The organism is Mesorhizobium tianshanense, assembly GCF_007830515.1.
In the GTDB taxonomy this organism is placed as follows: Bacteria; Pseudomonadota; Alphaproteobacteria; order Rhizobiales; family Rhizobiaceae; genus Mesorhizobium; species Mesorhizobium tianshanense.
Genome location: NZ_VLKT01000011.1, coordinates 87169 through 112621, shown reverse-complemented (window position 1 = coordinate 112621; position 25453 = coordinate 87169). Strand labels below are relative to the sequence as shown.

24 protein-coding genes and 1 pseudogene are annotated in these 25453 nt (G+C 62.1%); 6 read left to right on the top strand and 19 right to left on the bottom strand.

Annotation, left to right across the window (positions count from 1 at the left end):
* The first annotated feature begins 107 nt into the window (after positions 1-107).
* Positions 108-575: a DDE-type integrase/transposase/recombinase gene (locus IQ26_RS11095; RefSeq protein ID WP_145716768.1), complete on the top strand. Its 468-nt coding sequence runs from the start codon at positions 108-110 to the stop codon at positions 573-575.
* A gap of 192 nt (positions 576-767) precedes the next feature.
* On the opposite strand, the pseudogene IQ26_RS39935 reads toward IQ26_RS11095, so the two are convergent.
* The 8 genes and pseudogenes from IQ26_RS39935 to IQ26_RS11055 form a co-directional block, all read right to left on the bottom strand.
* Positions 768-902: pseudogene (locus IQ26_RS39935) on the bottom strand (transposase); the annotation flags it as partial.
* A gap of 473 nt (positions 903-1375) precedes the next feature.
* A complete protein-coding gene (locus tag IQ26_RS41430) occupies positions 1376-1648 on the bottom strand; it encodes a hypothetical protein (protein ID WP_407660282.1) in 273 nt (90 codons plus the stop codon).
* A gap of 239 nt (positions 1649-1887) precedes the next feature.
* On the bottom strand, positions 1888-2574 hold the full coding sequence (locus tag IQ26_RS11080; protein WP_145716766.1) for an ABC transporter ATP-binding protein: 687 nt from the start codon (positions 2572-2574) through the stop codon (positions 1888-1890).
* Positions 2571-3320, bottom strand: a complete 750-nt coding sequence (locus IQ26_RS11075) for an ABC transporter ATP-binding protein (protein ID WP_145716764.1) — start codon at positions 3318-3320, stop codon at positions 2571-2573. Before IQ26_RS11075 ends, IQ26_RS11080 begins: the two co-directional genes overlap by 4 nt.
* On the bottom strand, positions 3313-4293 hold the full coding sequence (locus tag IQ26_RS11070) for a branched-chain amino acid ABC transporter permease (protein WP_145716877.1): 981 nt from the start codon (positions 4291-4293) through the stop codon (positions 3313-3315). The genes IQ26_RS11075 and IQ26_RS11070 overlap by 8 nt, the downstream gene beginning before the upstream one ends.
* Positions 4294-4303: 10 nt before the next feature.
* Positions 4304-5224 (bottom strand): branched-chain amino acid ABC transporter permease, encoded by a 921-nt coding sequence (locus IQ26_RS11065; protein ID WP_145716762.1) that lies wholly within the window; start codon positions 5222-5224, stop codon positions 4304-4306.
* A 163-nt stretch (positions 5225-5387) separates the two neighbouring features.
* A complete protein-coding gene (locus IQ26_RS11060) occupies positions 5388-6527 on the bottom strand; it encodes an ABC transporter substrate-binding protein (protein WP_145716760.1) in 1140 nt (379 codons plus the stop codon).
* Between the two features lie 257 nt (positions 6528-6784).
* The gene (locus IQ26_RS11055) at positions 6785-8410 is read right to left on the bottom strand and encodes an AMP-binding protein (RefSeq protein ID WP_145716758.1); all 1626 of its coding nucleotides are present in this window, start codon (positions 8408-8410) and stop codon (positions 6785-6787) included.
* Between the two features lie 414 nt (positions 8411-8824).
* Here IQ26_RS11055 and IQ26_RS11050 point away from each other — a divergent pair, with 414 nt between their 5' ends.
* Both IQ26_RS11050 and IQ26_RS11045 read left to right on the top strand, forming a co-directional pair.
* The gene (locus IQ26_RS11050; protein ID WP_145716756.1) at positions 8825-9655 is read left to right on the top strand and encodes an alpha/beta hydrolase; all 831 of its coding nucleotides are present in this window, start codon (positions 8825-8827) and stop codon (positions 9653-9655) included.
* A 75-nt stretch (positions 9656-9730) separates the two neighbouring features.
* Positions 9731-9967 carry an Lrp/AsnC ligand binding domain-containing protein gene (locus IQ26_RS11045; protein WP_145716754.1) on the top strand — a complete coding sequence of 79 codons (237 nt, stop codon included), beginning with the start codon at positions 9731-9733 and terminating at the stop codon, positions 9965-9967.
* A gap of 169 nt (positions 9968-10136) precedes the next feature.
* Here the strand turns inward: IQ26_RS11045 and IQ26_RS11040 are convergent, their stop codons facing one another.
* The 4 genes from IQ26_RS11040 to IQ26_RS11025 all read right to left on the bottom strand — a co-directional run bounded on the left by IQ26_RS11040 (position 10137) and on the right by IQ26_RS11025 (position 13182).
* Complete coding sequence (locus IQ26_RS11040) at positions 10137-10340, bottom strand: hypothetical protein (RefSeq protein WP_145716751.1); 204 nt, start codon at positions 10338-10340, stop codon at positions 10137-10139.
* Positions 10341-10374: 34 nt separating this feature from the next.
* Positions 10375-11454: an AI-2E family transporter gene (locus tag IQ26_RS11035; RefSeq protein ID WP_145716749.1), complete on the bottom strand. Its 1080-nt coding sequence runs from the start codon at positions 11452-11454 to the stop codon at positions 10375-10377.
* Positions 11455-11605: 151 nt separating this feature from the next.
* The gene (locus tag IQ26_RS11030) at positions 11606-12442 is read right to left on the bottom strand and encodes a universal stress protein (protein WP_145716747.1); all 837 of its coding nucleotides are present in this window, start codon (positions 12440-12442) and stop codon (positions 11606-11608) included.
* 461 nt (positions 12443-12903) lie between these two features.
* Entirely contained in the window at positions 12904-13182 is a 279-nt protein-coding gene (locus IQ26_RS11025) for a hypothetical protein (RefSeq protein WP_145716745.1), read from the bottom strand.
* 513 nt (positions 13183-13695) lie between these two features.
* Between IQ26_RS11025 and otnK the strand changes: the two genes are divergently transcribed.
* From otnK to IQ26_RS11010, 3 genes are read left to right on the top strand one after another with little or no spacing between them, the layout of a single operon-like run.
* Positions 13696-14949 (top strand): 3-oxo-tetronate kinase, encoded by a 1254-nt coding sequence (gene otnK / locus IQ26_RS11020; RefSeq protein WP_145716743.1) that lies wholly within the window; start codon positions 13696-13698, stop codon positions 14947-14949.
* Entirely contained in the window at positions 14946-15581 is a 636-nt protein-coding gene (gene otnC / locus IQ26_RS11015; RefSeq protein ID WP_145716741.1) for a 3-oxo-tetronate 4-phosphate decarboxylase, read from the top strand. The genes otnK and otnC overlap by 4 nt, the downstream gene beginning before the upstream one ends.
* 2 nt (positions 15582-15583) lie before the next feature.
* Positions 15584-16378, top strand: coding sequence for a hydroxypyruvate isomerase family protein (locus IQ26_RS11010; RefSeq protein WP_145716739.1), 795 nt, complete (start codon positions 15584-15586; stop codon positions 16376-16378).
* A 45-nt stretch (positions 16379-16423) separates the two neighbouring features.
* Here IQ26_RS11010 and IQ26_RS11005 read toward each other — a convergent pair whose 3' ends face one another.
* The 7 genes from IQ26_RS11005 to IQ26_RS10975 all read right to left on the bottom strand — a co-directional run bounded on the left by IQ26_RS11005 (position 16424) and on the right by IQ26_RS10975 (position 25396).
* Entirely contained in the window at positions 16424-17383 is a 960-nt protein-coding gene (locus IQ26_RS11005; RefSeq protein WP_162457931.1) for a D-ribose ABC transporter substrate-binding protein, read from the bottom strand.
* Positions 17384-17415: 32 nt separating this feature from the next.
* On the bottom strand, positions 17416-18489 hold the full coding sequence (locus IQ26_RS11000) for an ABC transporter permease (RefSeq protein ID WP_407660283.1): 1074 nt from the start codon (positions 18487-18489) through the stop codon (positions 17416-17418).
* An 88-nt stretch (positions 18490-18577) separates the two neighbouring features.
* Positions 18578-20119 carry a sugar ABC transporter ATP-binding protein gene (locus IQ26_RS10995; protein ID WP_145716735.1) on the bottom strand — a complete coding sequence of 514 codons (1542 nt, stop codon included), beginning with the start codon at positions 20117-20119 and terminating at the stop codon, positions 18578-18580.
* Positions 20116-20772 carry a DUF2291 family protein gene (locus IQ26_RS10990; protein ID WP_145716733.1) on the bottom strand — a complete coding sequence of 219 codons (657 nt, stop codon included), beginning with the start codon at positions 20770-20772 and terminating at the stop codon, positions 20116-20118. Before IQ26_RS10990 ends, IQ26_RS10995 begins: the two co-directional genes overlap by 4 nt.
* 519 nt (positions 20773-21291) lie before the next feature.
* Positions 21292-23091: a glycerol-3-phosphate dehydrogenase/oxidase gene (locus IQ26_RS10985; protein ID WP_162457930.1), complete on the bottom strand. Its 1800-nt coding sequence runs from the start codon at positions 23089-23091 to the stop codon at positions 21292-21294.
* Positions 23088-23864 carry a DeoR/GlpR family DNA-binding transcription regulator gene (locus IQ26_RS10980; RefSeq protein WP_145716731.1) on the bottom strand — a complete coding sequence of 259 codons (777 nt, stop codon included), beginning with the start codon at positions 23862-23864 and terminating at the stop codon, positions 23088-23090. The genes IQ26_RS10985 and IQ26_RS10980 overlap by 4 nt, the downstream gene beginning before the upstream one ends.
* Positions 23861-25396, bottom strand: coding sequence for an FGGY-family carbohydrate kinase (locus IQ26_RS10975; RefSeq protein ID WP_145716729.1), 1536 nt, complete (start codon positions 25394-25396; stop codon positions 23861-23863). Before IQ26_RS10975 ends, IQ26_RS10980 begins: the two co-directional genes overlap by 4 nt.
* Positions 25397-25453: the final 57 nt, after the last annotated feature.

Genomic DNA, 25453 nt, shown 5'->3' with positions numbered 1-25453 from the left:
ATGATGGTACCGGAATGTCTGAATGGCGCCCGTTTGGCCGCGACACTTCAAATCCTGCCTGAGGCCCCGGCCAACTCGAATGGGAGGTTCTGAAAAAATCCGCATTGATGGAACGCCGCTTCGGGGTCAACTTGCGTCGTGCCGGCTCTGGGCGTCAAATCTGCGAGAAGGGTCCGAACTCGGTCGTTCAGAGTGATTGGTTTTTGACCCCGGCGCTCACAGCCGCTCGAGTGTCAGCAGGCGGGGTAACCGCGCCTGGTCTCAGCAAGCTCCTCGGCGCCTTCAGCCGCAAGGTCATCGGCTGGGCGATTGCGACCCACCTGAAAGCGGAACTTGCCATTGAGGCGCTCGACAAGGCGATTGCGGCACGTCGGCCGGCACCGGGAAGTGTCATTCACCATAGCGATCGCGGCGTCCAATACGCCTGCGCTGACTACGCGGCACGACTTGCAAGCCACGACATCCAGCCGAGCATGAGCCGCATCGGCAATCCTTATGACGATGCCAAGGCCGAAAGATTCATGAGGACCCTGAAGGAAGAGAAGGTGGATGGCCAAGTCTATATCGCGACATAGACGATGCAACGACAAGGATCGGCGAGTTCATCGAGGTGGTCTACAACCGGCAGCGCCTGCACTCTGCTCTCGACTATCTCTCGCCGGACGCACACGAGACCAGTCTCATGCAACTACGGCAAAAGACACCAAACGCAATCCACAACAAGGAGAACTGTTACTGATTACTGTCTCACCGAAGGGGTGCAGTCCAATGGGTGACAACCTCGTGCCGAACGGGTTGTCGATTGCTTGCAAGGTCCTCTGTTCCAGGTCGATATATCCCAAATCATAGTGCATGAAGGAGACGAGCCAAATGCCGTCGTCGACTTCCTTGATGCCGATCCTCGATGGATCTCGAAACACAGTAACGGTTTCGACTAAGTCCCGCATCGCCTCGGCGGATTCGGAATCGCCACCCACAATGCCTTTGGCAAGCCCCGTTTGAAGTTGGTTTAGTTGTTCCTCGTAGCGTGCCAGCACCGCGGGATGCAGCGCGATCACACCGGTCGCCGCGGGTACCTGGTCCAGTTCGGCCACAATGCCCATTGAGCGTCGTTGATTGCGGTCCCGTGCGCAAATCGACGCCGATTGGCAGATCCCTGAAGATCAAAGACCGTAGAAGACTGCGGTTCAACGGCGCTGGTTGCGATGACTGGCTTCGACCTTTGTCCAACTTTCTCCGATCCGATCGGTTTTGCTGAGGATTGGCCAAGTCAAGGATGCCGATCAGTTCGCCGCGTAGCGCGGCGATGACCTCGCCTCGCTTGCTACCGGGCGAACGAATCACCTCACCGACAGACTACTTGCGGCAGCCCAACCTATGGCGTGGTTAGTGTCCCTTCAATGTCTTGGTCGGTTCCGTTGCCGTCGGGCGTGCGTCTCGGCGACGGCGAATGGCGTTGTCGCGGATTTCGTCCTTGGACAGGAAAGTTGACCTGGTCGATCAGCACCTCATGCACCAGATCGGCGCCTACGCGAGTGTTGATAGTATCGCGGATGGCTTTGCGGAAGGCGTCGAGGTCGATCGTTTCCTTCTTGGTGAAGTCGATCCGACGATTGGAATAGGGATAGGAGTAGACCTGATCGGTCATAAGCGGCCGGTATCGACAGCTTTTTTATCTGCTCCGGCTCGACCGTGTAGACGAGCTTGGTCAGAAAATAGCCGTCGATCTTGGAATCGTGGATCAACGGCACCGAGATGACGTCGGTCTTCACGCAATCAAGACCGCCCAGCATCAGCTTCGGGTCTCTCGCCGACACCCTACGACGCAATTTCTTGTTCGATGCCACCATGAGAGTCCTCCCGTGACGGCTGCGCATCCATGCGCAATCAGACGCCGAGATAGCGATCCTGCAGTTCAGGCGTGAGGTCGGCGGGACGGCCGGTCCAAACCGTCGTTCCCTTTTCGAGCACAAAACAGCGGTCGGTGGATGGCAGCAATTCGGCAAGCGTCTTGTCGACGATCAGGATCGACTGCCCTTCCGCCTTGAGCGTACGGATGACCGTCCAGATGTCGTGTCGGATCACCGGCGCCAATCCCTCGGTCGCCTCATCGAGGATAAGCAGGCGCGGATTGGTCATCAGTGCGCGGCCGATCGCCAGCATCTGCTGCTCACCGCCGGAAAGCGTCCGTGCCATCTGGTCGCGCCGTTCGGCGAGCCGCGGAAACAGTCCGTTGATCTCCGCAAGCGACCAGCGGCCGGGGCGCGCGGCCGCGGAGAGATTTTCCGCAACGGTGAGGTTGGGAAAGCAGCGCCGCCCCTCCGGCACCAGCCCGATGCCGAGCCGCGCAATGCGGTGCGGACGCATCGCCTGGGTCTCCCTTCCGGCGAAATGGATTGTTCCGGATCGCGCCGGATTGAGCGCCAGGATCGAACGGATCGTGGTCGTCTTGCCCATGCCGTTACGGCCCATCAGCGCCACGACCTCGCCCTCGGCGACGTCGAGTTCGACACTGAATAGAGCCTGGCTCGCACCGTAGAAGGTTTCCAGTCCGGCGATCTCGAGGAGGCTCATGCCGGATCTCCCAGATAGGCGCGCCGCACTTCCGGATCGGTACGGACCTGATCGACCGTGCCGGAAGCGATGATGCGCCCGTAGACGAGAACGGAGACCCGGTCGGCAAGCGCGAAGACCGCATCCATGTCGTGCTCGACCAGGAGGATCGGCGCTTCCTCGCGCAGCCTGTCGAGAAAGCCCGTCAGCGAGCGCGAGCCTTCCGGCCCCATGCCAGCCATCGGCTCATCGAGCAGGAAGGCTTGCGAGCCGAGCGCCAGCGCGATGGCGATCTCGAGCTGGCGCCGCTCGCCGTGCGAAAGCTCGGCGGCCGGAACGCGTGCGCGCGTCGCCAGCCCAACCCGCTCGAGCGACGCCATTGCGGGCTCGATGAGCGACGCATCGCCCATCACCGGCCGGAAGAAACGGAAGGACGAGCCCTGTCGCGACTGGACGGCGAGCATGACGTTGCGCAAAGCGGAGAATTCCGGCGCCAGCGACGAGACCTGGAAGGATCGTCCTAATCCCATCCGGGCGCGTTCGACAACGCCGAGATGGCCGACCGGCCGGCCGAGAAAGTCGATGTCGCCGCTGTCGGGCGCCAGCGTGCCTGCGATCTGATGGATAAGGGTCGACTTGCCCGCCCCGTTAGGGCCGATCAATGCATGGATCTCGCCCGGCTTCAGGTCGAGGCTCACATTCTCGGTGGCCTTCAACGCGCCGAAGCTCTTGCACAGGTTGCGGACAGCGAGGACGGCATCAGCCATGACGCATTCTCCCCGCGAGAAATCCGACAAGTCCGCCACGGGCGAACAGCACGACGGCCAGGAGAGCGAGGCCGAGGAAGAACTGCCAGCGTTCGGTCAGCCCGCCGAGGACGAATTCGAACACCACGAACAGCATCGCGCCCGCCACCGGTCCCCACAGCCGGCCGACGCCCCCGAGAACGACGATGATGATGAGTTCGCCCGACATGTGCCAGGACAGCATCGACGGGCTCACGAAGCGGTTGAGGTCGGCATAAAGCGCACCGGAGAGCGCCGTGATCATGCCGGAGATAATGAAGGCGACGAGCCCTATCCGAAACGGCGCGATGCCGATCGACGCAACGCGCAGTTTGTTCTGACGGGATGCCTGGAGCGCGGCACCGAAGCGCGAACCCCTGATCAGCGCGAAGATCAGGAGCGCCGTCAGAAGCAAAGCGTAGCAGACGAGGAAATAGTTGATCGGTATGAGCGTGTTTATGCCCGGCACCACATTGCGGATAGTGATCGACAGTCCATCCTCGCCGCCATAGGCGGGCCAGGAGATCGCGAAATAGTAGGTCATCTGTGCGAAGGCCAACGTGATCATGATGAAGTAGACGCCGGAGGTGCGCAGGCTGATCACGCCGATGGCGGCCGCCAGCAGCCCGCCCGCGAGAACCGCCACCGACCAGACCACCAGCATCTGGTTGGTGCCCGGCAGGGCGAACAGGCCAAGGTTGAGCGGCTGGCCGGCAAAGGCGTGGCTCGCGAGAATGCCAGCCGCGTAACCGCCGACGCCGAAGAAGGCGGCATGGCCGAACGAGACCAGCCCGCCTAGGCCAAGCGCCAGGTTAAGCCCGACCGCGGCGAGACCGAGGATCGCCATCCGAGTGGCCAGCGTTACATAGAAAGGCTTGCCGAGCTGGAGCGCCAAAAAAGGCATCGCCAGCAGGATCAGGGCCAGCGTTACGTTGATCGCGGTTTCGCGGGAGATCGTCATCGGTTCATCCCCTCGCCGCGAACAGGCCCTGTGGCCGCACCCAGAGGATGACCGCCATGACGATGTAGATTAGCATCGAGGCCAACGCGCCGCCGACGAGGCCGGCCTGCGATGGGTTCATGAGGAGGCCGAAGAGTTGTGGCAGCAGGAAGCGCCCCATCGTGTCGACGAGGCCGACGAGGAGTGCTCCCACGAGCGCGCCCTTGATCGAGCCGATGCCGCCGATCACTATGACGACGAAGGCAAGGATGAGCACCGGCTCGCCCATGCCGACCTGCACCGACTGCAGCGCGCCGACCAGCGCGCCGGCGAGCCCGGCCAGCGCCGCTCCGAGCGCAAAGACGACGGTATAGAGCGTACGGATGTCGACGCCGAGCGCACCGATCATTTCGCGATCGGATTCACCGGCGCGGATTCGCATGCCGAGCCGCGTCTTGGAGATCAGCAGGAAAAGCCCAACCGCCACCGCGACGCCGACGCCGATGATCGCGAGGCGGTAGAGCTGATACCGCGAACCGCCGGGGATTGGCACGGTGCCCCGAAGCAGTGGCGGAATGTCGAGATAGAGCGGAAAAGAGCCGAACAGCCAGCGCGTACCTTCGGAAAAGATCAGGATCAATGCGAAGGTCGCCAGCACCTGGTCGAGATGGTCGCGCTCGTAGAGACGACGAATGACAAGGATCTCGATGATCGCGCCGGCGGCAGCCGCCGCCGCGAGGCTGGCGGCGAGCCCGAGCCAGAACGAGCCGGTGGCGGCCGCGACTGTGGCGCACGCGAAGGCGCCGACCATGTAGAGCGATCCATGGGCAAGGTTGATCAGCCCCATGACGCCGAAGATGAGAGTCAGGCCGGCGGCCATGAGGAACAGCATCACGCCGAGCTGCAGCCCGTTGAGGACCTGTTCGATGAAAAGAGCGGTTTGCAAGGTCGGTCAGGCTCTTCTGGTCAAATTGGGCCGCAACACGGGCAGACCAAGTCGCTGCCGTGCGGCAGAGGGCGAGGGTTGGAGGCCACAGGGAAGCCGGCAGGAGATACGGCTCATCATCCCCTGCCGGTACCGTCTCCCCGCAAGCGGAGAGAAGGCATGATCATTTCATCCCGCAGTCGGCCGCGTAGGCGTCCTGGTGTTTCTCGAAGGCGGTGCCGATAATCTTGTTGGTGAGGCCGCCGTTATCCTTAATCACCTCGCGCACATAGATGGTCTGGATCGGATGGTTGTTGTTGCCGAACTCGAAGTCTCCGCGCACCGACTCGAAATCGGCTTCCTTCAGCGCGGCGCGAAAGGCGTCGGCATCCTTGACGCTCGCCTTGGCTGCGGCCGAGAGGATAAGGTTCGCCGTGTCGTAGCCCTGGCTGGCGTAGAGCGAGGGCAGACGCCCGTATTCGGCCTGAAAGGCCGCGACGAAGGCCTTGTTGGCTTCATTGTCGATGTCCTTGTTCCACTGTGAGGAGTTTTTGACGCCCAAGGCAGCATCACCAACCGCGGCGAGGATGTCCTGGCTGAGCGAGAAGCCGGGACCCATGATCGGGATGCCGACGTCGGACTGGGCATACTGCTTCATGAAGGCGATGCCCATGCCGCCCGGCAGGAAGAAGAACACGGAGTCGGCGCCGGAGGCGCGGATCTGCGCGATCTCCGCGGCATAATCCGTCTGGCCGACCTGAGTGTAGATTTCGCCGGCAAGCTCGCCCTTGTAGAAGCGCTTGAAGCCGGTCAGGGCGTCTGTCCCGGCGGGATAGTTCGGCGCCATGATGAAAGTCTTCTTGTAATCCTGGTTGGCGTACTGGCCCATGGCCTCGTGCAGATTGTCGTTTTGCCAGGCGACGTTGAAATAATTCTCGTGGCACTGCGCGCCGGCCAGCGCCGAGGGTCCGGCATTCGGCGACAGGTAGAATTTGCCCTGCGCAACCGCGCTCGGAACAACGGCCATGGCTAGATTCGACCAGATGATCCCGGTCAGGATATCGACCTGGTCGGACTGGATCATCTTGTCGGCGATCTGCACCGCGAGTTCCGGCTTCTGGCCGTCATCCTCGATCACGACCTCGATCTCGCTGTTGCCGGCCTTTTTGAGCGCCAGCATGAAGCCGTCGCGGACATCGATGCCAAGGCCCGCGCCGCCGCCCGAAAGCGTCGTGATCATGCCGACCTTGATCGGCTCGGCCGACGCGAGACCGGATACGCCCAGGGAAAGCGCCACGAGGCTTGCTGCAATCAGTTTCTTCATAGTGTTACTCCCGTTGTTATCTGTATCGTTGTCTGGACCCTCTGGGACCTTCACGATGAAAGAATCCCCGCGGCTTTGCCAGCCCGGACGAAATGTTTTTGTTATTGGGTCGCCGTGCGGCCGATGGTTCAGAACTCCGTCCTCGCTGTCCAGGGCCTGGGAAAAGCTCCACTTCCAGTATTCGCTGGGGGTATGACCCCCCGCTGTGCCGACGTCGATGACATGATCGATGCCGTTGTCCTGCGCTGTTCTTGCCATCAGCCTTGCTCATCGCGCAGGCGAAAGCGCTGGATCTTTCCTGTCTGCGTCTTCGGCAGTGTGGTGACGAACTTGACCGAGCGCGGATATTTGTACGGCGCGATGACCGCCTTGACGTGCTCCTGCAGGAGCCGCGCCGTCTCGTCGTCGGCCGAAGCGCCTTCGACGAGCACGACATGCGCTTCGACGATCTGGCCGCGTTCCTCGTCCGCCGCGCCGATGACCGCGCATTCGAGCACAAGGTCGTGAGCCAGCAGCGCGGCCTCCACCTCCGGACCCGCGATATTGTAGCCAGACGACAGGATCATGTCGTCGGCGCGGGCGGCGAAGCGGAAGCGTCCGTCCTCATCCTGAATGAAGGCGTCGCCGGTCAGATTCCAGCCGTCTCGGACATACTCCCGCTGGCGCTCGTCGGAGAGGTAGCGGCAGCCTGTCGGACCGCGCACGGCGAGCTTGCCGATCGTACCGCGCGGTATCTCGTTCATCTGGTCGTCGACGATCTTCGCCTCGTAACCGGTTACCGGCCTTCCGGTCACTCCCGGCATGCGATCGTCGAGCCGATTGGTGATGAAGATGTGCAGCATTTCGGTGGCGCCGATACCATCGAGGATCGGCTTGCCAGTCTTCTGCGTCCACTCCTCGTAGACAGGCGCGGGCAACGTCTCGCCGGCAGAGACCGCGATGCGCAGCGAGGAGAGATTGGCGCCCTCGTCCATTGCCTTCATCATGGCGCGATAGGCGCTCGGTGCGGTGAACGAGATCGTCGCGTAATACGTCTCGATGATCTCGACCATGTTGGGTGGCGTCGCGTTTTCCAGAAGCGTCGCCGCAGCGCCGAAGCGCAGCGGGAAGACCGCGAGCCCGCCGAGCCCGAAGGTGAAGGCGAGCGGCGGCGAGCCGACGAAGACGTCGTCTGGCGTGACGCCCAGAATTTCCTTCGCATAGCCGTCGGCGATGATCAGGATGTCGCGATGGAAATGCATCGTTGCCTTGGGCACGCCGGTGGTGCCCGAGGTGAAGCCAAGCAGTGCAACATCGTCCCGGCCGGTCTTCACCGCCTCGAACCTGACCTGCTTGTCGAGCGCAACGCGGTCGAGTTCGGCGTCATGGTTGGCGGTGCCGTCGAAGCCGACCACCTGCTTCAGGAAGCGGCTATCCTTTGCGCAGGCGATGATCTCGTCCTTGATGCGCGTGTCGCAAAGCGCAAGTGTGATCTCAGCCTTGTCGACGATCTTTGCCAACTCGCCGGCGCGCAGCATCGGCATGGTGTTGACCACCACCGCGCCAGCCTTGGTTGCGGCCAGCCAGCATGCGACCATCGCCGGGTTGTTGGGCGAGCGGATCAGGATGCGATTGCCGGGCTTGACGCCATAGTTTTCGACCAGTGTGCGGGCAAGCCGGTTGGTCCAGTCCGTCAGTTCCTTGTAGGTGCGTCGGCGGCCATTGCCGATCAGCGCGGTGTGGTCGCCGAAGCCCCTCTCCACCATGCGGTCGGTCAGTTCGACCGCGCAATTCAGGTAGTCGGGATAGTCGAAGCCATCCTGCGGCAGGTCCGGCCACTCGTCCTGCGGCGGCAGGTGGTCACGACAGAAGGTGTCGGTATAGGCGGTTGGTCCGAGTTTCATGCCGCCACTCCCACGATTGCGCAAACCACCCTGGAGTGAGGGTGCTGAATCGACAAGCGACAATCCATGTTCTTCATGCTCCCATTGTCTGGCGCGCGATCACTTCTCGGACTTCCGACGCGCCCTCGTAATTTGCAAGGCCCGCGGATTTCGCGATCGACGATGTGCTCCTTGCGCACGCCGTCGCCGCCTACACCGCTCTGTCGACCATCGCCTGCGCCCGGCCGGTGGTGGAAAGCCTGCCATCGCAGCTTCTCTCGTAACCCGCGCGGCACCGGAATCCCTTGGTTTTGACGGCAGGATGACATCGAACCGGTTTTATTCAAGCATGAACTTTCATGATTGAAATATTCCTGTATCTGGACAGGTTGGCACTGCCGGGCAATTAAGGCCGACATCGACCGGGAGATGGCAATGATCTATCGTCGCGTTGAAGACTGGGACGACGCCTATGCGAACGGTCCCAACATCCCGGGCGGCGACCGCTGGCCCGGCCTGTGGGCGGAGCAGGCCAAGGCATTTCGCGACAAGCTCTCTGCTAAGGGAAGAATGAAGCTCGATCTTCCCTATGGCGACCTGCCGCGCAACCGCTTCGACCTGTTCCTGCCGGAAGGCGAGCCAAAAGGGCTCGTCGTGTTCGTTCATGGTGGCTACTGGGTACGTCTCGACAAAAGTCTCTGGTCGCATCTGGCGGGAGGCAGCCTCGCACGCGGCCATGCAGTCGCGATGCCCTCCTACACGCTCTGTCCCGATATCCGCATCTCCGGCATAGTGACGGAAGTCGCGGCGGCAATCGAGACTGCCGCGAGGATGATAGGAGGGCCGATCCACCTTGCCGGCCATTCCGCGGGCGGCCATCTCGTGTCGCGGATGATTACGACGTCCGCGCCGCTTTCGCAGGACGTGCAGCGGCGGATTGTATCCACGGTGTCGATTTCCGGGCTCCACGATCTGCGGCCGCTGATGAACATCGCTGCCAATGCGGATCTCAAGATCGACCGGGAAGAAGCAATGGCGGAAAGCCCGGCGCTGCTCGAGCCCATGGCGGGAGCGCGATTGGCCTGCTGGGTCGGCGCGGGCGAGCGTGCCGAATTCATCCGTCAGAACGCCCTGCTCGCCAACATCTGGACCGGCTTCGGTGCATGGACGTCAGCTATCGAAGAGCCAGACCGGCACCATTTCAACGTCATCGACGGGCTTGCCGATTCCGACCACGCCCTGACGAGAACCTTGTTGACAGGCTGAAGGCGACGCCCGACTCTGGCCGGGGATTTGCTGAGGCAGTAGCCTGAAGGGCCGGACTGCAGTGCGAGGAATACGATGAGACCGGTTTTCGTGCAGCTTCAATGTTCGCCTGGCAAGACCTACGAGGTTGCCGACGAGCTGTTCGAGCGCGAGGTCGCGTCGGAACTCTATTCGACCAGCGGTGATTACGACCTGCTGATGAAGGTCTACATCGAAGATGGCGTCGATATCGGCAAATTCATCAACGAGAATGTCGCCAATGTGCCGGGCATCGTCCGTTCGCTGACGACGCTGACCTTCAAGGCGTTTTGAGCCTCCCCAGGACATTTCCGCCCGACTCCGAAAATCCGGTTGCGCGCTGGATCGGAATTCAACCACATCGCCGACGCTATCGATGGCGCGGCAGTGCTACATCACCCGACTGCGGACCATGACGTAGGTTTTCGTCGGCATGCCATTTGGCTCTCACACCGCGTTCGCTTTATGAAAACCACTCGTACCTATACATGTGAACGAGACAGACGATCAGGGTTCTTGCGTTCAAAAACGAGCGCCCCTTCTTGATCACCAGGATCGGCTTCTTGAGGGTCGTGATGTCGAGCAAATGCCGTCGACCGCGATGATGTCGGCGGCCTTGCCGGTTCTCATCCGGCGCCAGCGAAGCACTGGCGCCCTGTCGTTTCACGGCACCGCGCCAATCGCATTCTCGCGAAGATGGCCTAGGTCGCGCGCCAAACAGGCGAATGCGCCGCCTCGGGTTGATCGTTCAATCGGTTCTTGAGGATATCGATGAGGCTGATGGTGACCGCGATCACCGCAGGGCCGAGGACGAGCCCTGATGCTCCGAAGAGGATGATGCCACCGACCGCGCCGATAAAGGCCACCAACGTGTGGAGCCGCAGCCGGCTCCCGACAAGCATCGGATAGAGCAAATTGTCGATGCCGGCGACGACGACGCCGCCCCAGATCGTCAGTATCGCCGCGCTCACCCACGCCCCTTCCAATGCGAGATAGATCGCTGCCGGCACCCAGATCACGAAGGCGCCGAGCACTGGCACGATGGCCAGAAGTCCCATCACCAGCCCCCAGAAGACCGGAGTGGGCAGGCCGAGCCACCAGAACATCAGGCCGCCCAGCGTTCCCTGCACGGCGGCGACGAGCACGGTACCCATCAGGATCGCATGCACCGTCTCCGCAAAGCGGGACAGCATGTATGCCGTCTCCGGAGCACGCAGGGGCGAAAGACCCTCGATCCCCCGCAGGGCGGGTTCGCGGTCCCGCAGGAAGTAGAACAGCAGGTAGAATGTCAGCACGAACATCACGGCCTGATTGATCGAGACGCGCAACAGCGACGTGCTTTGTCCCGTCAGCCATTGTACAAGTGCGGCGACCGAGCCCGCCGGATCGAGTTGGTCCTCGATCCACAGGGCAACGGCCGAAAGTGTGGGATAGTTCGACATGAAACCATCCGCGTCCGAACCCCGGATGACCCCCTCCAGATAGGTCGCTCCGTTTACCGCCTCGCGAACGAGCTGCTGTGCAACGAATACCAGCGGCAGGCCGACGGCGATCGCCGCGACGCCAACCGATATCAGGGCCGCCAGATTTCGATTTCCGAGCCTTCCCTCGACCCACCGATGAGCCGGATAAAGGACGATTGCCAACACGAGGGCCCAAGTCAAAGCCGGTAGAAACGGCAGCGCCAGCAGATAGCAGACATACAGACCGAGCGCTGTCGCCGCCAGGACGCCAAGCAATCTCAGTTGTTTCAAGTCCGGCATTTGTTTCAGGTCAGGCATCTGTCGTCGTTTCACAAGCCAGGCAAGCCTAATCGGTTCCCGGAAAAAGGGCAGCTACCGTTGCCGTGCCCTTACGGTGAAGGCGCTGTCGGCCCGCACGGGCAAGCACATCAACGGGTTCACCGGCAATTTCCACATCGGGACACGCGGTTCAGTGTGAGAACAGCACCGGCAACCTGAGGTCATCGAGCACATCCTCGGTTGCCCCGCCCAGCACAAAATCGCGAACGACGGAGTGGCCGTAACCGCCCATCACCAACAGATTGGCTCCCCGCTCGATGGCATGCGATTGCAGACCGATGCCAACCGGGCGCTCGTCAGCGTCGATAGAGGCAGCCTCAGCCGTCAGCCCCCTCTTCCCAAGGCCCGCTGCCAGGCGCTCGGCGCCATTGCCTTCCATGATGGGCTTCTCACCGACGATGGTGAGCACGGTGATCTTGGATGCCCGCTCAAGGAATGGCTTGGCGTCAGCAACGGCGCGCGCCGCGACCCGGCTCCCATCCCAGGCGATCGCAACATGGTCGATCGGCTCGAAGGCCGGGGTCTCCGGCAACAGGATGGCCGGGCGGCCGGATCCGAACATGACGGCTTCCGCGGTAGCCCGCGAAGTCGGATTGTCGGTCTCCCATCCGAGCAGCGAGATATCGAAATAACGTGCCTCTATCGCCGCGGCTTCGCCAATCAGCGCCAGCGTGGCCGACGATACGCCGGTCGTCAGGCTCACCGGCCTCCTTGCGGCTTCCTCACGAATCCTCTCAAGCAGGTGCTCGCCGCGCTGGCGGCTCGCGGCTTCGGCTTCGCGAATGAGTTCCGGCAATTTGAGCAGTAGCCGCGACATGACGTTCGAAACGTCTGGAATATGGGCGTTGATGACTTCGGCATGAAGGTCGGCGTCCAGATATGCTGCAATCGCCGTCGCATTGGATGCGATCACATCCGAGTTGCTGTCGGGATAGGTGGCAAGAGGGAGAAATGCCTGCGATTTCACGGGTCGACACCCCTAGTTGAAACGACCATCGCCAAACACCGATTGGGTGGCGACGCCGAGGGTATAATTGACGCGAACCGGCCGCGACGCTTTGATGTGGCTCAAATCGAGCAGCGGCACTGCGCAAGAAGCAACACGCCATGCTTTCGCCAAACCGGCGTTTCGGCCCGGCGTTCCGGCGACATCCGGTCCCTGAGCAGGAATCCGGAATCGTCAAAATCTGGTCGCCGGGCATCTACCGGCCAATCGATCGTTGTCTTCGATTGATCCAGATCAACGCGTTTCGGCCTTTCGCGCAGTCTCCTCAGTCAGTCTTTAAAGGGGAGAACAAACGTGCCAACGGACAGCTTGCTGGTCACTATCGCCGTCTTGGTCGTCTTTGCATTTTTCATGGCTGTGCTGGGCTATGCCTCTTTCGATGAATCGCGTCGCCTGCCAGGTGCGAAAAATCGCGCCAGAATTCAGTCAAGTCGAAAGCCTGAAGCATCAAATATGAGATAGCGCCCCGTAATCAGGGGAATCTTGAGGATCGGGCCCTCCTGATTTCGGTCCTGCATCGGCGGGCCCGCAACGTATGCGTGTCCCTTCAGTGTGGTCTGCCAGATCGTGGGGAAGTCCACGCCCTTGCTTCGCGTCAAATTGCACTCCTTGACAAGCCTGGAGACGATGTTCGCCATCGGCGCGACCTCTTCGATAAACTGCTGATTCTCAACGCATCCTATGATCGCGACCGCCTGCATTTGATCTAAATCAAATGACCCGACATTTCTCGCTCTTTGGGCAGGTTATGCCGGTTGGATGCTGCCCATCGCTTTGCCCAAGTGCGGTTCCATGGCTTGCTCGTGGACACCGGTCTTGCAGTCATCGTTCAAGGCCGCGCACGGGCCAATAGAAAAAAGGCCGGACTGTTAAAGTCCGGCCAAGCATGAAGGTTCAAAACCTCCAGAGGGGAACGCGCCGGACGCAATGGGAGGAAACATCCGACGCAAGGCATATATGGGTTAGCCCAGGTGGCGTTTCAACGACATGTGGTGGGCCACATCGGCCGCTCCGTAGAGCCACGTGCGGATTCGATCATCACGACCCATGTTTCAGTTTTAGCGTGACAGCCATGTGAGAACGGTTTTACTGCACTGCTTAACGGTCCAGTTGTCGGTGATATGATGCCGCCTCCCCATAGCAAGAACGTCATCGTTGTCGGCGAGACCGGAATGCCGGCTGCACTCGGCACCCCCCCGCTCTAGGGATCCACCATGCTTCTGGGAGCCATCGCCGACGATTTCACCGGTGCGAGCGATCTCGCCAATACGCTTGCCAAGGGCGGCATGGCGACGACGCAATTCGTCGGCATTACAGCCGATCCGGCGCCGTTCGGCTGCGAGGCAGGCGTTGTCGCCTTGAAGACACGATCGATCGCCGCCGAGGAAGCGGTGCGCCAGTCGCTTGAGGCCGCGCGCTGGCTGCTCGCGCAAGGCTGCGAACAGATCGTCTTCAAATACTGCTCGACATTCGATTCCACCCCGAAAGGCAATATCGGTCCGGTCGCCGAAGCCCTGCTCGACCTTCTCGAAGCGGACGTGGCGGTCGTCTGCCCGGCCTTTCCCGCGACCGGGCGGCGGCTGTTCATGGGCCATCTGTTCGTCGGCGACGGGCTGTTGAACGAATCCGGCATGGAGAACCATCCGCTGACGCCGATGACCGACCCCGATATCCGCCGCTGGCTTCGGCTCCAGACCCGTGGCGAAGTGGGGTTGGTGCCGCTGCATACGGTCCGTGGCGGTGTGTCGGCCATCGGGCAGGCCTTCGCTGAGCAGCAGGCACAAGGACGGCGGCTTGTCGTCGCCGATGCGGTCGCGGACGGCGATCTTCTACTGCTCGGTCAGGCGCTTGCCGACCACAGGCTCGTGACTGGCGGCTCCGGCATTGCGATGGGGCTGCCGGAGAATTTCCGCAAGGCAGGCCGGCTTTCGCGAAGAGCGCACGCCGCCGCAAGCGCCGCCGGACCGGCCGTCGTGCTGTGTGGCTCCTGTTCGAAGGCTTCGCAGGCGCAGGTCGCCGCCTATCTCGCCGCCCATCCAGGCCTCGCTCTCGATCCGGCCGCGCTCATGGACAAAACCATGACCGTCGACCGCGCGGCCGATTGGTTCTGGCGGCAAAAACAGGTGCCGATCATCTATTCGACAGCCGACGCCGCCGCCGTTTCCGGTGCCCAGGCGCGCTACGGGCGCGCCGAGGTGGCGGAGGCCGTAGAGGGTTTCTTCGCAACGCTCGTGCGCCGGCTCGTCGACGGCGGGGTGCGCCGCGTGGTGGTCGGCGGCGGCGAGACATCCGGCGCCGTGGTCGAGGCGCTCGGCGTCAGCAGCCTGCAAATTGGCGAAGAGATCGACCCGGGTGTACCGGCGTTGCTGGCAGATCGCGGCGACCCGCTTGGCCTCGCGCTCAAGAGCGGCAATTTCGGCGCCAATGATTTCTTCGAGAAAGCGGTACAAAGGATCGGTACGCCATGAGCGAACAGGCAGTCCGCGACAATCTGGTCAAATGGGGCAAATCGCTGTTCGAGCGCGGCCTCACCGCCGGCTCGTCGGGCAACATGTCGGCGAGATTAGACGACGGGTTCCTGTTCACGCCGACCAATTCCTGCCTCGGTTTCCTCGACGCGGACAGGCTGTCGAAACTCGACGCCTCGGGCAAGCATGTCTCGGGCGACGCACCGACCAAGGAATTGCCGCTGCATTTCGGCTTTTACGACCAGCGGCCCGCGGCGTGCGCCGTGGTTCATCTTCATTCGACCTATGCGACCGCGCTCTCCTGTCTCTCCGACGTCGATCCGGCCGACGCCATCCCGCCGATCACGCCCTATGTCGTGATGCGTGTCGGACAGGTGCCGGTGGTGCCTTACACCCGCCCCGGTTCGGAGGCGGTCAAGCCGCTGATCGACGCGCTTGCCGCGCGTCATCCCGCCGTCCTCTTGCAGAACCATGGGCCTGTGGTAGCCGCCGCCTCGCTCGATGCGGCGGTCTTCGCCATCGAGGAGCTCGAGGAGGCGGCAAAACTTGCCGTCATCTTGCGAGGCATGAGCGTCCGCCATCTCGAGGCCGGCGCCATCGCCGAGCTCAACCAGCATTTCAAGCTGAAGTGACCATGCCGAAATTTTCCGCGAATCTCGGTTTCCTTTGGACCGACCGGCCCTTGCTGGACCGCATCGCCGCAGCCGCATCGGCGGGTTTCAAGGCGGTTGAACTGCATTGGCCCTATGACGTCCCGGCCGGGCTTGTGAAGCAGGCTTGTGAAAAGCACGGCGTGGGATTGCTCGACATCAACACGCCTGTCGGCGATGCCGCCAAGGGCGATTTCGGCCTCGGTGCGCTGCCGGGCCGGCAGTCGGATTTCGCCAAGACCTTCCACGAGGCCGCGGCCTATGCGCGCCAGAGCGGCGCTTCGTCGGTCCATGTCATGGCCGGTGTCGTCGTACCGGCGGCCAAGCCGGAAGCCACCGAAGTCTTCGCGCGCAATCTCGCCTTCGCGGCAGCTGCCGCCCCGGATCTGACCCTGCTTCTGGAACCGATCAACCAGCGCGACAAACCGGGATATTTCTATTCGACGATCGCCGAGGCGGCGGCATTGATCGAGCGCGTCGGCGCGTCCAACATCCGGATCATGTTCGACGTCTATCATGTCGGCGTCAGCGAAGGCGACATCCTCAAACGCCTCGAACGACACTTGCCGATGATCGGCCATGTGCAGATCGCCGCCGTTCCCAGCCGCGCCGAGCCGGACGAAGGCGAGATCGCCTATTGCGCCATATTCGCGGGGTTGGACCGGCTTGGCTATGCCGGCTGGGTCGGCTGCGAATACAGGCCGCGCGCCGGCACCCACGAGGGATTGCGCTGGATGAAGACGCTCCAGGTCCTGATGACCCGGAAATCGCTCTGTTAGACGAGCGAGGCGAGGAGTGTCCCGAGGAACACTCCTCGCCCGTTTTTACTCCGAAAGCGTGAAGGGTGCCGTGTATTTGTCGACATTGTCCTTGGTGATGAGAAGGCAGTCGAACAGCTGCTTCTCGGTCGGCGCCCCAGTCTTGCCGGTCCTTATAAACGAATCGGCCTGTTGTACGGCCTTCGCCGAGTAGACGGCGACCGGCTGGAGCACGGTGTACTGCAAGTCGCCCGCCTTGATCGCGGCGACGGCATCCGGGGAGCCATCGAAGCCGCCGACCTTGATGCTCGACAGTTTTCCGGCTTCTTTCAGCGCTGCGATCGCGCCGAGCGCCATCTCGTCATTGCCGCTCGTCACGCCGATGATATCGGGGTGGGCTTGAAGCAGGCTCTGCATCTTGTCGTGGCCCTGGGTACGGTCCCAGTTGGCGACTTCCGAGCCGACCTTCTTGAGGTCCGGATACTGGCTGATCACGGTTTCATATCCGTTTGACCGGGTGGCGGCGTTGTTGTCGGACGGAGCGCCTAGAAGTTCGACGTAGTTGCCCGTCTCGCCGATGTTCGTCACCCACTGCTGTGCCCCCAGAGCGGCGCCCTGGGCGTTGTTGGAAACGAGCTGTGCCTTGGCCAGGCCCTCCTGGTTGATCTCGGCATTGACGAGGAAGACCGGGATGTTCGCGGCAATGGCCTTCTTCACGGCGCCGATGGATCCGCTCGCATCAGCGGGATCGAGGATGATCGCCACGGATTTGTTGGTGATCGCGGTGTCGATCAGTCTGCTTTCCGTATTCGTGTCGGCTTTCGATGCACCGACAGTCGCGGTGTAGCCGAGTTTTTCGGCCTCGGCCTTGGCCACATTGCCTTCGGTGAGCCAGTACGGGTTGGCGGGATCGATGACGATGATCGAGATGAGGCCTTCGGCCGACGCTACGGTTACCGACCCTGCGAGGACCGGAGCGGCCAGCGCAAAGGCCGTGAGCATCAGAATTCTTGCCTTGCCATACATGAAATTTCCTCCTTGGTTAGCGATGGTACCGGTCAGCCGGCAATCTTCTCGTGAGCGGGAGCGGCCGTCTGGGCCTTGCCGCCTTGTTGCGGAGAAGTCGAAGGGCCGTCGGTCGAGCCCGGGAGCTTGACGCGACGGCGATACTGAATGGCGTTGAGCAGCACCGCCAACACGATGACCGCGCCGGTGAACACTGTTTGCCAATAGGCGGAGACGCCAATGATCACGAGGCCATCGGAGAGGAAGCCGATGACGAAGGCCCCGACCAGCGTTCCGCGGATGTTGCCTCGACCACCGGTGAGCGCCGCGCCGCCGATGACGACGGCCGCAATGGCGGTCAATTCGTAGGAATTGCCGGCGGTCGGTCCTGCCGAGGTCAGCTCGGAGGACAGGATGAGACCGGCCACCGAGGCGCAGATGCCGGACAGCATGTACACCGACACCTGCACTTTCTTCACCGGCACGCCGGAGAGTTCCGCCGCGCGCTCGTTGCCGCCCGAGGCATAGAGCCACCGACCGAAGGCCGTGCGGTTGAGGATGATGCTGCCGATGATCGCGATGACCATCATGACCAGCACGCCGACGGGAATGCCGAACAGCCGGTTGAAGCCCAGCCAGTCGAAGCCGGTATTGCCCAGTTCCGGCTTGCCGCCGAGGTCGTTGTAGGTCAGGCCGTTTGTCATCAGCAGCGCGGCGCCGCGCACCACATACAGCATGCCCAGCGTAGCAACGAAGGCAGGCACCTTCAGCCAGGCGATGAGGACACCGTTGACTAGGCCGACCAGTGCGCCCAGCGCGCACACCAGCACCACAACGACCCAGACCGGGGGGAACAGCACGACGCCGAGCATTTGCAACTGCACACCCTGCATCAGGAATCCCGCGACGACCCCCGACAGCCCGAGCGTCGACCCCACCGACAGATCGATGCCGCCGTTGAGGATGACCAGCAGCATGCCGACCGCAAGGATGCCGAAAATGGCGACATGCGACGCCATGGTGAGGAAATTGCCAAGCGAGAAGTAATAGGGAGACAGCATCGAGAAGACGACGATGATCACGATCAGCGCCAGGAACGCCCGGCCCTCGAGCAACAGCTTGGCCACACTGAAGCCACCGCTCGATGTCCTCGGGCCGGAGCGGCTGCGATTCTGACTGGCGTTGGTCACGGTCTGGCTCCTGTATTTTTCATGATCAGACAAGCACGGCCTCGCCCGAGGCGGCCATGATCTGCTCTTTCGTGACATCGGCGCTGAACTGAGCCGAAATCCTGCCTCGACGCATGACGATGATCCGGTGCGCGATGCTCAGGCACTCGGCAACTTCCGAGGTCGAGAACACGACCGCGAGCCCCTGCGCGGCCCGCTCGCCGATCAGCCGGAACACCTCCGCCTTGGCGCCGACGTCGATCCCGCGACTAGGCTCGTCCAGCAGCATGACCTTGGGGTTGGTGGTCAGCATTTTGCCGATGACGACCTTCTGCTGATTGCCGCCGGACAGCGATCCGATGGGCGCGCCTCCGCCCGCGGTCTTGACGCGCACATCGCGGATGGTTCCGTCGATCAGCGACCGCTCCCGCGACCGCGACAGCATCATCCCCTTGACGAAGGCACCGATGCTGGCGAGCGACAGATTTGCACCCACAGACATCGTCTGAACCAGCCCGTCGCGTTGGCGGTCCTCGGGTACCAGCACAAGCCCCCTGTCTATCCGCTCGGCAATGCTGAGGCGGGAGATGTCCTTGCCCTCCAGCAAGACCCGTCCGCCCGTCATCGGCAGGCGTCCGGCGACGGACTCCAGCAATTCCGTGCGCCCGGCGCCCATCAGCCCGTAAATACAGACGATCTCGCCCGCGCGCACTTCAAGCGACAGCCGGTCGACGACCAGGCGATCCGAACCCGAAACATCGGCGATGCTCAATTCATCGATCGACAGGGCAACCTCGCCGAATGCGTAACCCGTGGGTGGAGATCCCAGGTCGAAGTTCTCGCCCACCATGTTGCGGACGATCCATTCGAGATCGATATTCTTCGCATTGGCCGTCGCCGTGATCGCTCCGTCGCGGAGCACCACGGCGTGGTCGGTGATCTGCAGCGCCTCCTCGAGGTGATGAGAGATGTAGACGATCGAGACGCCGCGGGCGGTCAGGTCCCGGATCACGCGGAACAGCACCTCGACCTCGGTCGCGCTCAGCGCGGACGTCGGTTCGTCCATGATCAGGATACGCGAATCCACCGACAGCGCGCGTGCGATCTCGACGATCTGCTGCTGGCCCAGACGCAGATCCTGCACCAGGGTCATCGGATCGATGTCTTCCTCGAGATCGGCCATCAACAGTCGCGTCTGACGAGCCTCCTCCGCGAAATCGAGGCCGGTGGCGCCACGCAGCTCACGGCCCATGAAGATGTTGTCGCGCACGCTGAGATTGGGTGCGAGGCTCAATTCCTGATGGATTATCGAGATGCCGCGGTTCCGAGCGTCGACGGTAGACGAGAAAGCGACGGGACGGCCATCGAGTTCGATGCTTCCCGATGTCGGCGTCTCGACACCGGAGAGGATCTTCATCAGCGTCGACTTGCCGGCACCATTTTCTCCGAACAGCGTGGTGACCTCGCCACGGCGGATGTCGAAATTGACCCCTTTGAGGGCATGCGTGCCACCATAGGATTTTACGATGTTGCGCGCTGCGAGCACGGTGTCCGCTGGAGCCGGCTCGAATTGAGGTGCCGCATTCATTGAACGCTCAGCTTCACGGGCGTGACGAGCCAGCCTTTGGGGTTGATCAACTTGAAGACGCCGACGACCGAGATCGTCTTGCCGATGAGCTTGGTGTTGTCGATGGTCGACAGAACCTGCTTCTTCATCTCGTTGTTCAGAGCCGATCCGGCGTTCTGGTACTCGATCTGGTTGGTGAATTGCCCGAAGGTGATCGTACCCGTGGCATCGCGCAGGTCGGTTCCGTTGATCGCCGGCCCGGTCTGCACCCGAATAACCAGGGTGCTGGGAACGTCGTCAACCTTGACGTTATAAATGCCGGACTTCCCTTCGCCGACCACGCCGGTGAACTTGACGGAAAACTCCGTCCCGACATTGGCTGGCACGCCATATTGCTTTTCCGCCGCGGCCTTGTCCTTGGCGATTGCCGACGCCAGGACGCCGGCGGCCACCGCGCGCTGGTCCACGGCGGACTGGACATTCGGAAACTCGGACTTGCCGAATGCCTCCGGCGAAAACGCAACCTTTCGCGCATCTTCCGCCGAACCGATTACAACGACCTTGGTGTCGAGAGCCATCGCGCCGAGCAAGATTATGATCGCGGCCGCGGCGATAATCCAACGAACGCCGGGGGTGACCCGCCGATTGATCGTGGTGACAGGCTGTGAACTCATCACGCGAGGACCTGTGGCGTGACACCGATCAGATCACGATCACGACTGGCGGCGCTGCTGGATTTCATCCATCTCCTCCCGAGATGATATTATTATCTTCAGTTGAAAAATTTTTCACGCGTTCGTGTCGTTGTCAATTCGCCTCCACAGGGACCAGCGTGCAACAGGCGCCATGGAGAAGACCCTTGCCGTGTGGCAGTTGATTGCGACCGAGAACCAACAGCCGCTGTTCGGCGGCTGCACGATGGTGTGACGCGATCGCGTGTGCTGGTTCGTCAGCCAACTGCCTTGAGCGAGAAATTCCTCACGCGCCGAAGCCTTTCGCAACGGTCCGGCCCAAGCACGAAATCGACCATACATTAGTGTTAAGTTCACGTCAACATATGTGATATTTTGACCGTTCTCCGGCACACTTAGAGAACCGACATGTGTGAACAAGGCTTAGCATGCTGTTTTCACGTGATATTTTTTTGAAAGGCAGGACGTTCCGGCGACGCTCCGCTGCAATCAGTAAGTCCATTACAATCGCACTAGATTTTTGTCGCTGAGCTGCGTGACAGCGGCGTCGAGCTCCTCGGATATCCGTTGCGGATCCCAGTTGCGCGCCCGGCCCGCAATGGCGGCGATCTGCTTCAAGTCGCTTATGGTTAGCGAACCGCCAATGGCGAGCGTCGTACGCCGCATGACGATATCGGCCAAATGCTCGACGAATTCGTTGCGGACGATGTAGTCGATTTCGGATGTGCCATAGTCGCTCGCCCCCGGCAGGCGATCTTCATTGTTCCATGGGCTTTGGTGGCGGGCGATCGGCAACGCCTTGGTTCCGTATCGCGATAGAAGCTGGTCGAGACGGCGTTCGTCGATGCCTGAAGCCGATTTGGCATCGGCTAACCAGGCAGAGCGCGCCGCAGGCTCGGTTGGAAAACCCTTGCCGCCGCCGATCGGCATCGATCGCGTGGTAGCTTTGCGGCCGCGCCCCAGCCGGTCGAGTATCGTGTCGGCAACTTCTTCGGCAAAGCCGCGGAACGTCGTCCACTTGCCGCCGACCAGCGAGATAATCGGAAAGGGCCGCGAATTTTCCGGCTCGACGATCGGCGCCGAATGATCCCGGCTGATTAGGCCGGGAACCGAGGCGTCGGATGCGGGCAACGGTCGGATGCCGCTATAGGCATAGACGATCTGGTCGCGTCCGAAGGTCATGCCCGGTATCAGCGCTCGAACGCTTTCGAGCAGATAGTCGATCTCTTGCGGCTCGCAACGCACCGTGTCCGGATTGTCGGCCTGGATGTCGGTCGAGCCGACCAGCGCCAGACCGAGATAGTCGTAGACGAGGCAGATGCGGCCGTCATCGGCTTCGAAGTAAAGCATGCGGCCCGCAAGGCTTCGCACCAACTCGTCATGCTTTAACAGGATGTGCGAGCCCTTGGTGCCGCCGATCATTTTCGACGGCGCGCCGAGCAAGGCGTTGACGTCGTCGATCCACGGGCCGGCGGCATTGACGACCAGTTTCGGCCGCACCGAAAACACGCCACCATCCTCGGACCGGCCCCTGTCTTCTGACTGGCCCCTGTCTTTTGACTGGCCCCTGTCTTTTGACTGGAAAGTCAGCACACCGTCGGATGACGAAACCAGCGCCGTGTAGTTGGCGGCCGCGGCGAGCATATTTGCCGCCAATCCGTCGGTGATCAGCTCGAGCACCAACCTTTCGGGATGACTGATCTTGGCGTCATAATAGGTGCCGGTGGCGACGATCGACTTGGTCAGCGCCGGCATGTCGCGCAGCGCCCGCCGCCGTCCGACCAGCCGGTGGCGTGGCATCACCCTATGCCGTGATCCATAGAAATCGTAGATCGCCAGACCGATCTTGATGAGGATGGCGCCGCGGCTGCGCGGCGCGCTGGTCGAGCCCAACAGCGTGCGCACGGCCGCCCACATGCCCTTGGCCCAGGAAAAGATCGGGATGACCGTCGGCAGCGGGCTGACATAGTGCGGCGCGTTCCTCAACAGCAGGTTGCGCTCCAACGTCGACTGCGCCACCAGTCCGAACTCGCCCGTTTCGAGATACTTGAGGCCGCCATGGATCAGCCGCGAGGGTGCCGCGCTGGTGCCCGATCCGAAATCGCCCTTGTCGACGATCAGGCAGCTGACGCCTTGCGCGCACAAATCGCGAAACAGGCCAGCGCCATTGATGCCGGCGCCAAGAATGACGACGTCGACGTCGCCCGTCCTTGCCATGGTGGCGATGCGCCCAGTGTGGTCCGGTACGGAGTGGTCCGGTAAAGCGGAGTGCGACAGGCCGGCGTCGTCGGCAGGGTTCATGATCGGGCCATGTTGACGACGCGCAGTTTCACGCCGGCTTGTTCAAGCTTTTGCGCTTGCGCGTCGCTTATGCCGTCGGTCGTCAGCACTGCGTCGAAGCGGGTCAAATCGTCGAAGACATGCAGGGCGACCTTGTCGAACTTGGAATGGTCGACGGCAAGAATGCGTTTGGCCGAGGCGGCAAACATCGCTTGCTTGACCCGCACCACATGCTGGTCCTGGATAAAGGCTGTGGTGCCTGAGATCGCCGAAGCCGAGCAGATCAAAAGATTGGCGCGCAGTTGCGCCACGGCATTCTCGCAGACGATGCCGATATAAGCATTGTAGGTGCGATGGTATTGACCGCCGAGACAGATGAAATCGATGTCGTCGACATTGGTCAGGAGTGCCGCGGTCGCGACACTGTTGGTGATGACGGTCAGCGGTTTGATGTCAAGCAGCAGTGGCGCGATCGCGTTCGCCGTCGTCGAATCGTCCAGCATGACGGCCTGGCCGGCCTCAACATAATTCAGCGCCGCGTGCGCCAGCGCGTCCTTCTCGGCCCTGCCGACCGTCACCCGGTAGCGAAACGCGCTTTCATAAAGGCCGGAAGGCTGAACGGTCACCGCGCCGTGCAGCTTGCGCAGCACGCCCTGGCGCGCCAGTTGGTCGATGTGGCGGTGGATGGTCATGCGCGACACGCCGAAATGCTCGACCAGATCGTCGATGCGCACCTGGCCGAACTTGATCACATAGTCGGCGATTTCCTCGCGCCGTTCGTCGGCCTTGATCATGCAGCCCCCTCAGGGCTTTGCCCCGCCAGTCTTTCGATCTCGGGCCATAGCGGCTTGAGCGATTCGGCAATGCGGCAGTAAAGAGAAAAACGATCCTCGAAAACAGCGCTGCGCGCTCTGTCGGGCAGATATTCGCGGCTCGTCTTGCTGACGGCCCGCGCCCCCTGTTGCGGCGAGGCAAAAAGGCCAACCGCGGCGCCGGCGCAAAGAGCTGCGCCGAAGGCCGCCGCCTCGTCGGTCGACGTGACGATGACCGGCACGTCGAGCACGTCGGCAAACATCTGCGCGAACGCCGGATTGCGTGAACCGCCACCGGTGAGCCGCACCTCGCGAACGGCAAAGCCGCCCCGCAGCGCATCGACGTGTGTGCGATGATTGAAGACGATGCCTTCCAGCACCGCCTTCAGCATGTCGCCGCGATCATGCCAGCCATGCAGGCCGAGAAAGCTGGCGCTGGCGGCATTGCCGTAAGGCGAGCCGAACAGATAAGGATGGAAGAAGATGGTCGAAGGCTTGCCAAGCGCCACGTCGATCTCTGCCGCCAGCATCTCGTGGATCGAGCCGCCGGTCCTTTTGGCTTCATCCTGTTCCGGGCGGCAGAGCGTGTCGAGAAACCAATCGTAATTCGCCGTCGAGGCTGGTGAGATCGACATGTTGTTCCAACGCCCCAAGTCGATGGCGTTGCGGCAGAACCAGCGCGGATCGAGGCGCGGCTCGATTGAGACGATCTCGTTGATCGAATAGGTGCCGGCGACGATGCTGACCACGCCCTCCTCATGGCCGCCCATGCCAAGCGCCGAAGCCGTGACATCATGCAGGCCGCAAGCGACCGGCGTGCCTTCTGCAAGCCCGGTCAGTGCCGCTGCATCTGCGGTGACGTAGCCGACGACATCGGCCGAATGCGCCACCGCCGGCAAAGCTTCGAACACCCCCTCAAGACCGAAGATGCCCATCGCCTCCGGCGCAAAGCTTTGCGTGCGCACATTGGTGAACGAGGTGCTCGCCTCTGTCAGGTCTGTACCGATGGTGCCGGTCAGGCAAAACCGCAGCCAGTCCTTGCAGGCGAATATGTGCGCTATTCGGTCGAAGCGTTCCGGATCGTTCTCCCTCAACCAGACCAGCAAAGACGAAGGTGAGGAAGCATGCGGTACCTGGCCAGTCAGAGCGAGCGCGTCGGCGAAGACCGAACCTTGCGACCATCGGTCGACAATTTCGCCCGCCCGGCTGTCCAGCGACAATATGCCGGGACCCAGCGGCCGGCGATTCCTGTCGAGCAGGTACAGGCCATCGCCATGCGCGGTCGCCGCCACTGCCTTGATGTCGCTGGCTGGCCTACCGCTCAAGGTGATGGCTTCCCGGATCGCCTCGGCGGTCGCTTGCCAGAGACCGGCCATGTCGCGTTCGACCCAGCGCGCATGCGGCATCGACTGCGGCACCCGCCGTCGCGCCACCGACAATTGCGAGCCGTCGGCATCGAAGATCACCGCCTTCGTCACCGTCAGACCGTTGTCGATCCCTAGCAGGCTGGACATGGTTACCTCTCAGCTCAGCGCTTGCCGATACGCGTTGCGAATAGGATTTTGGTGCAT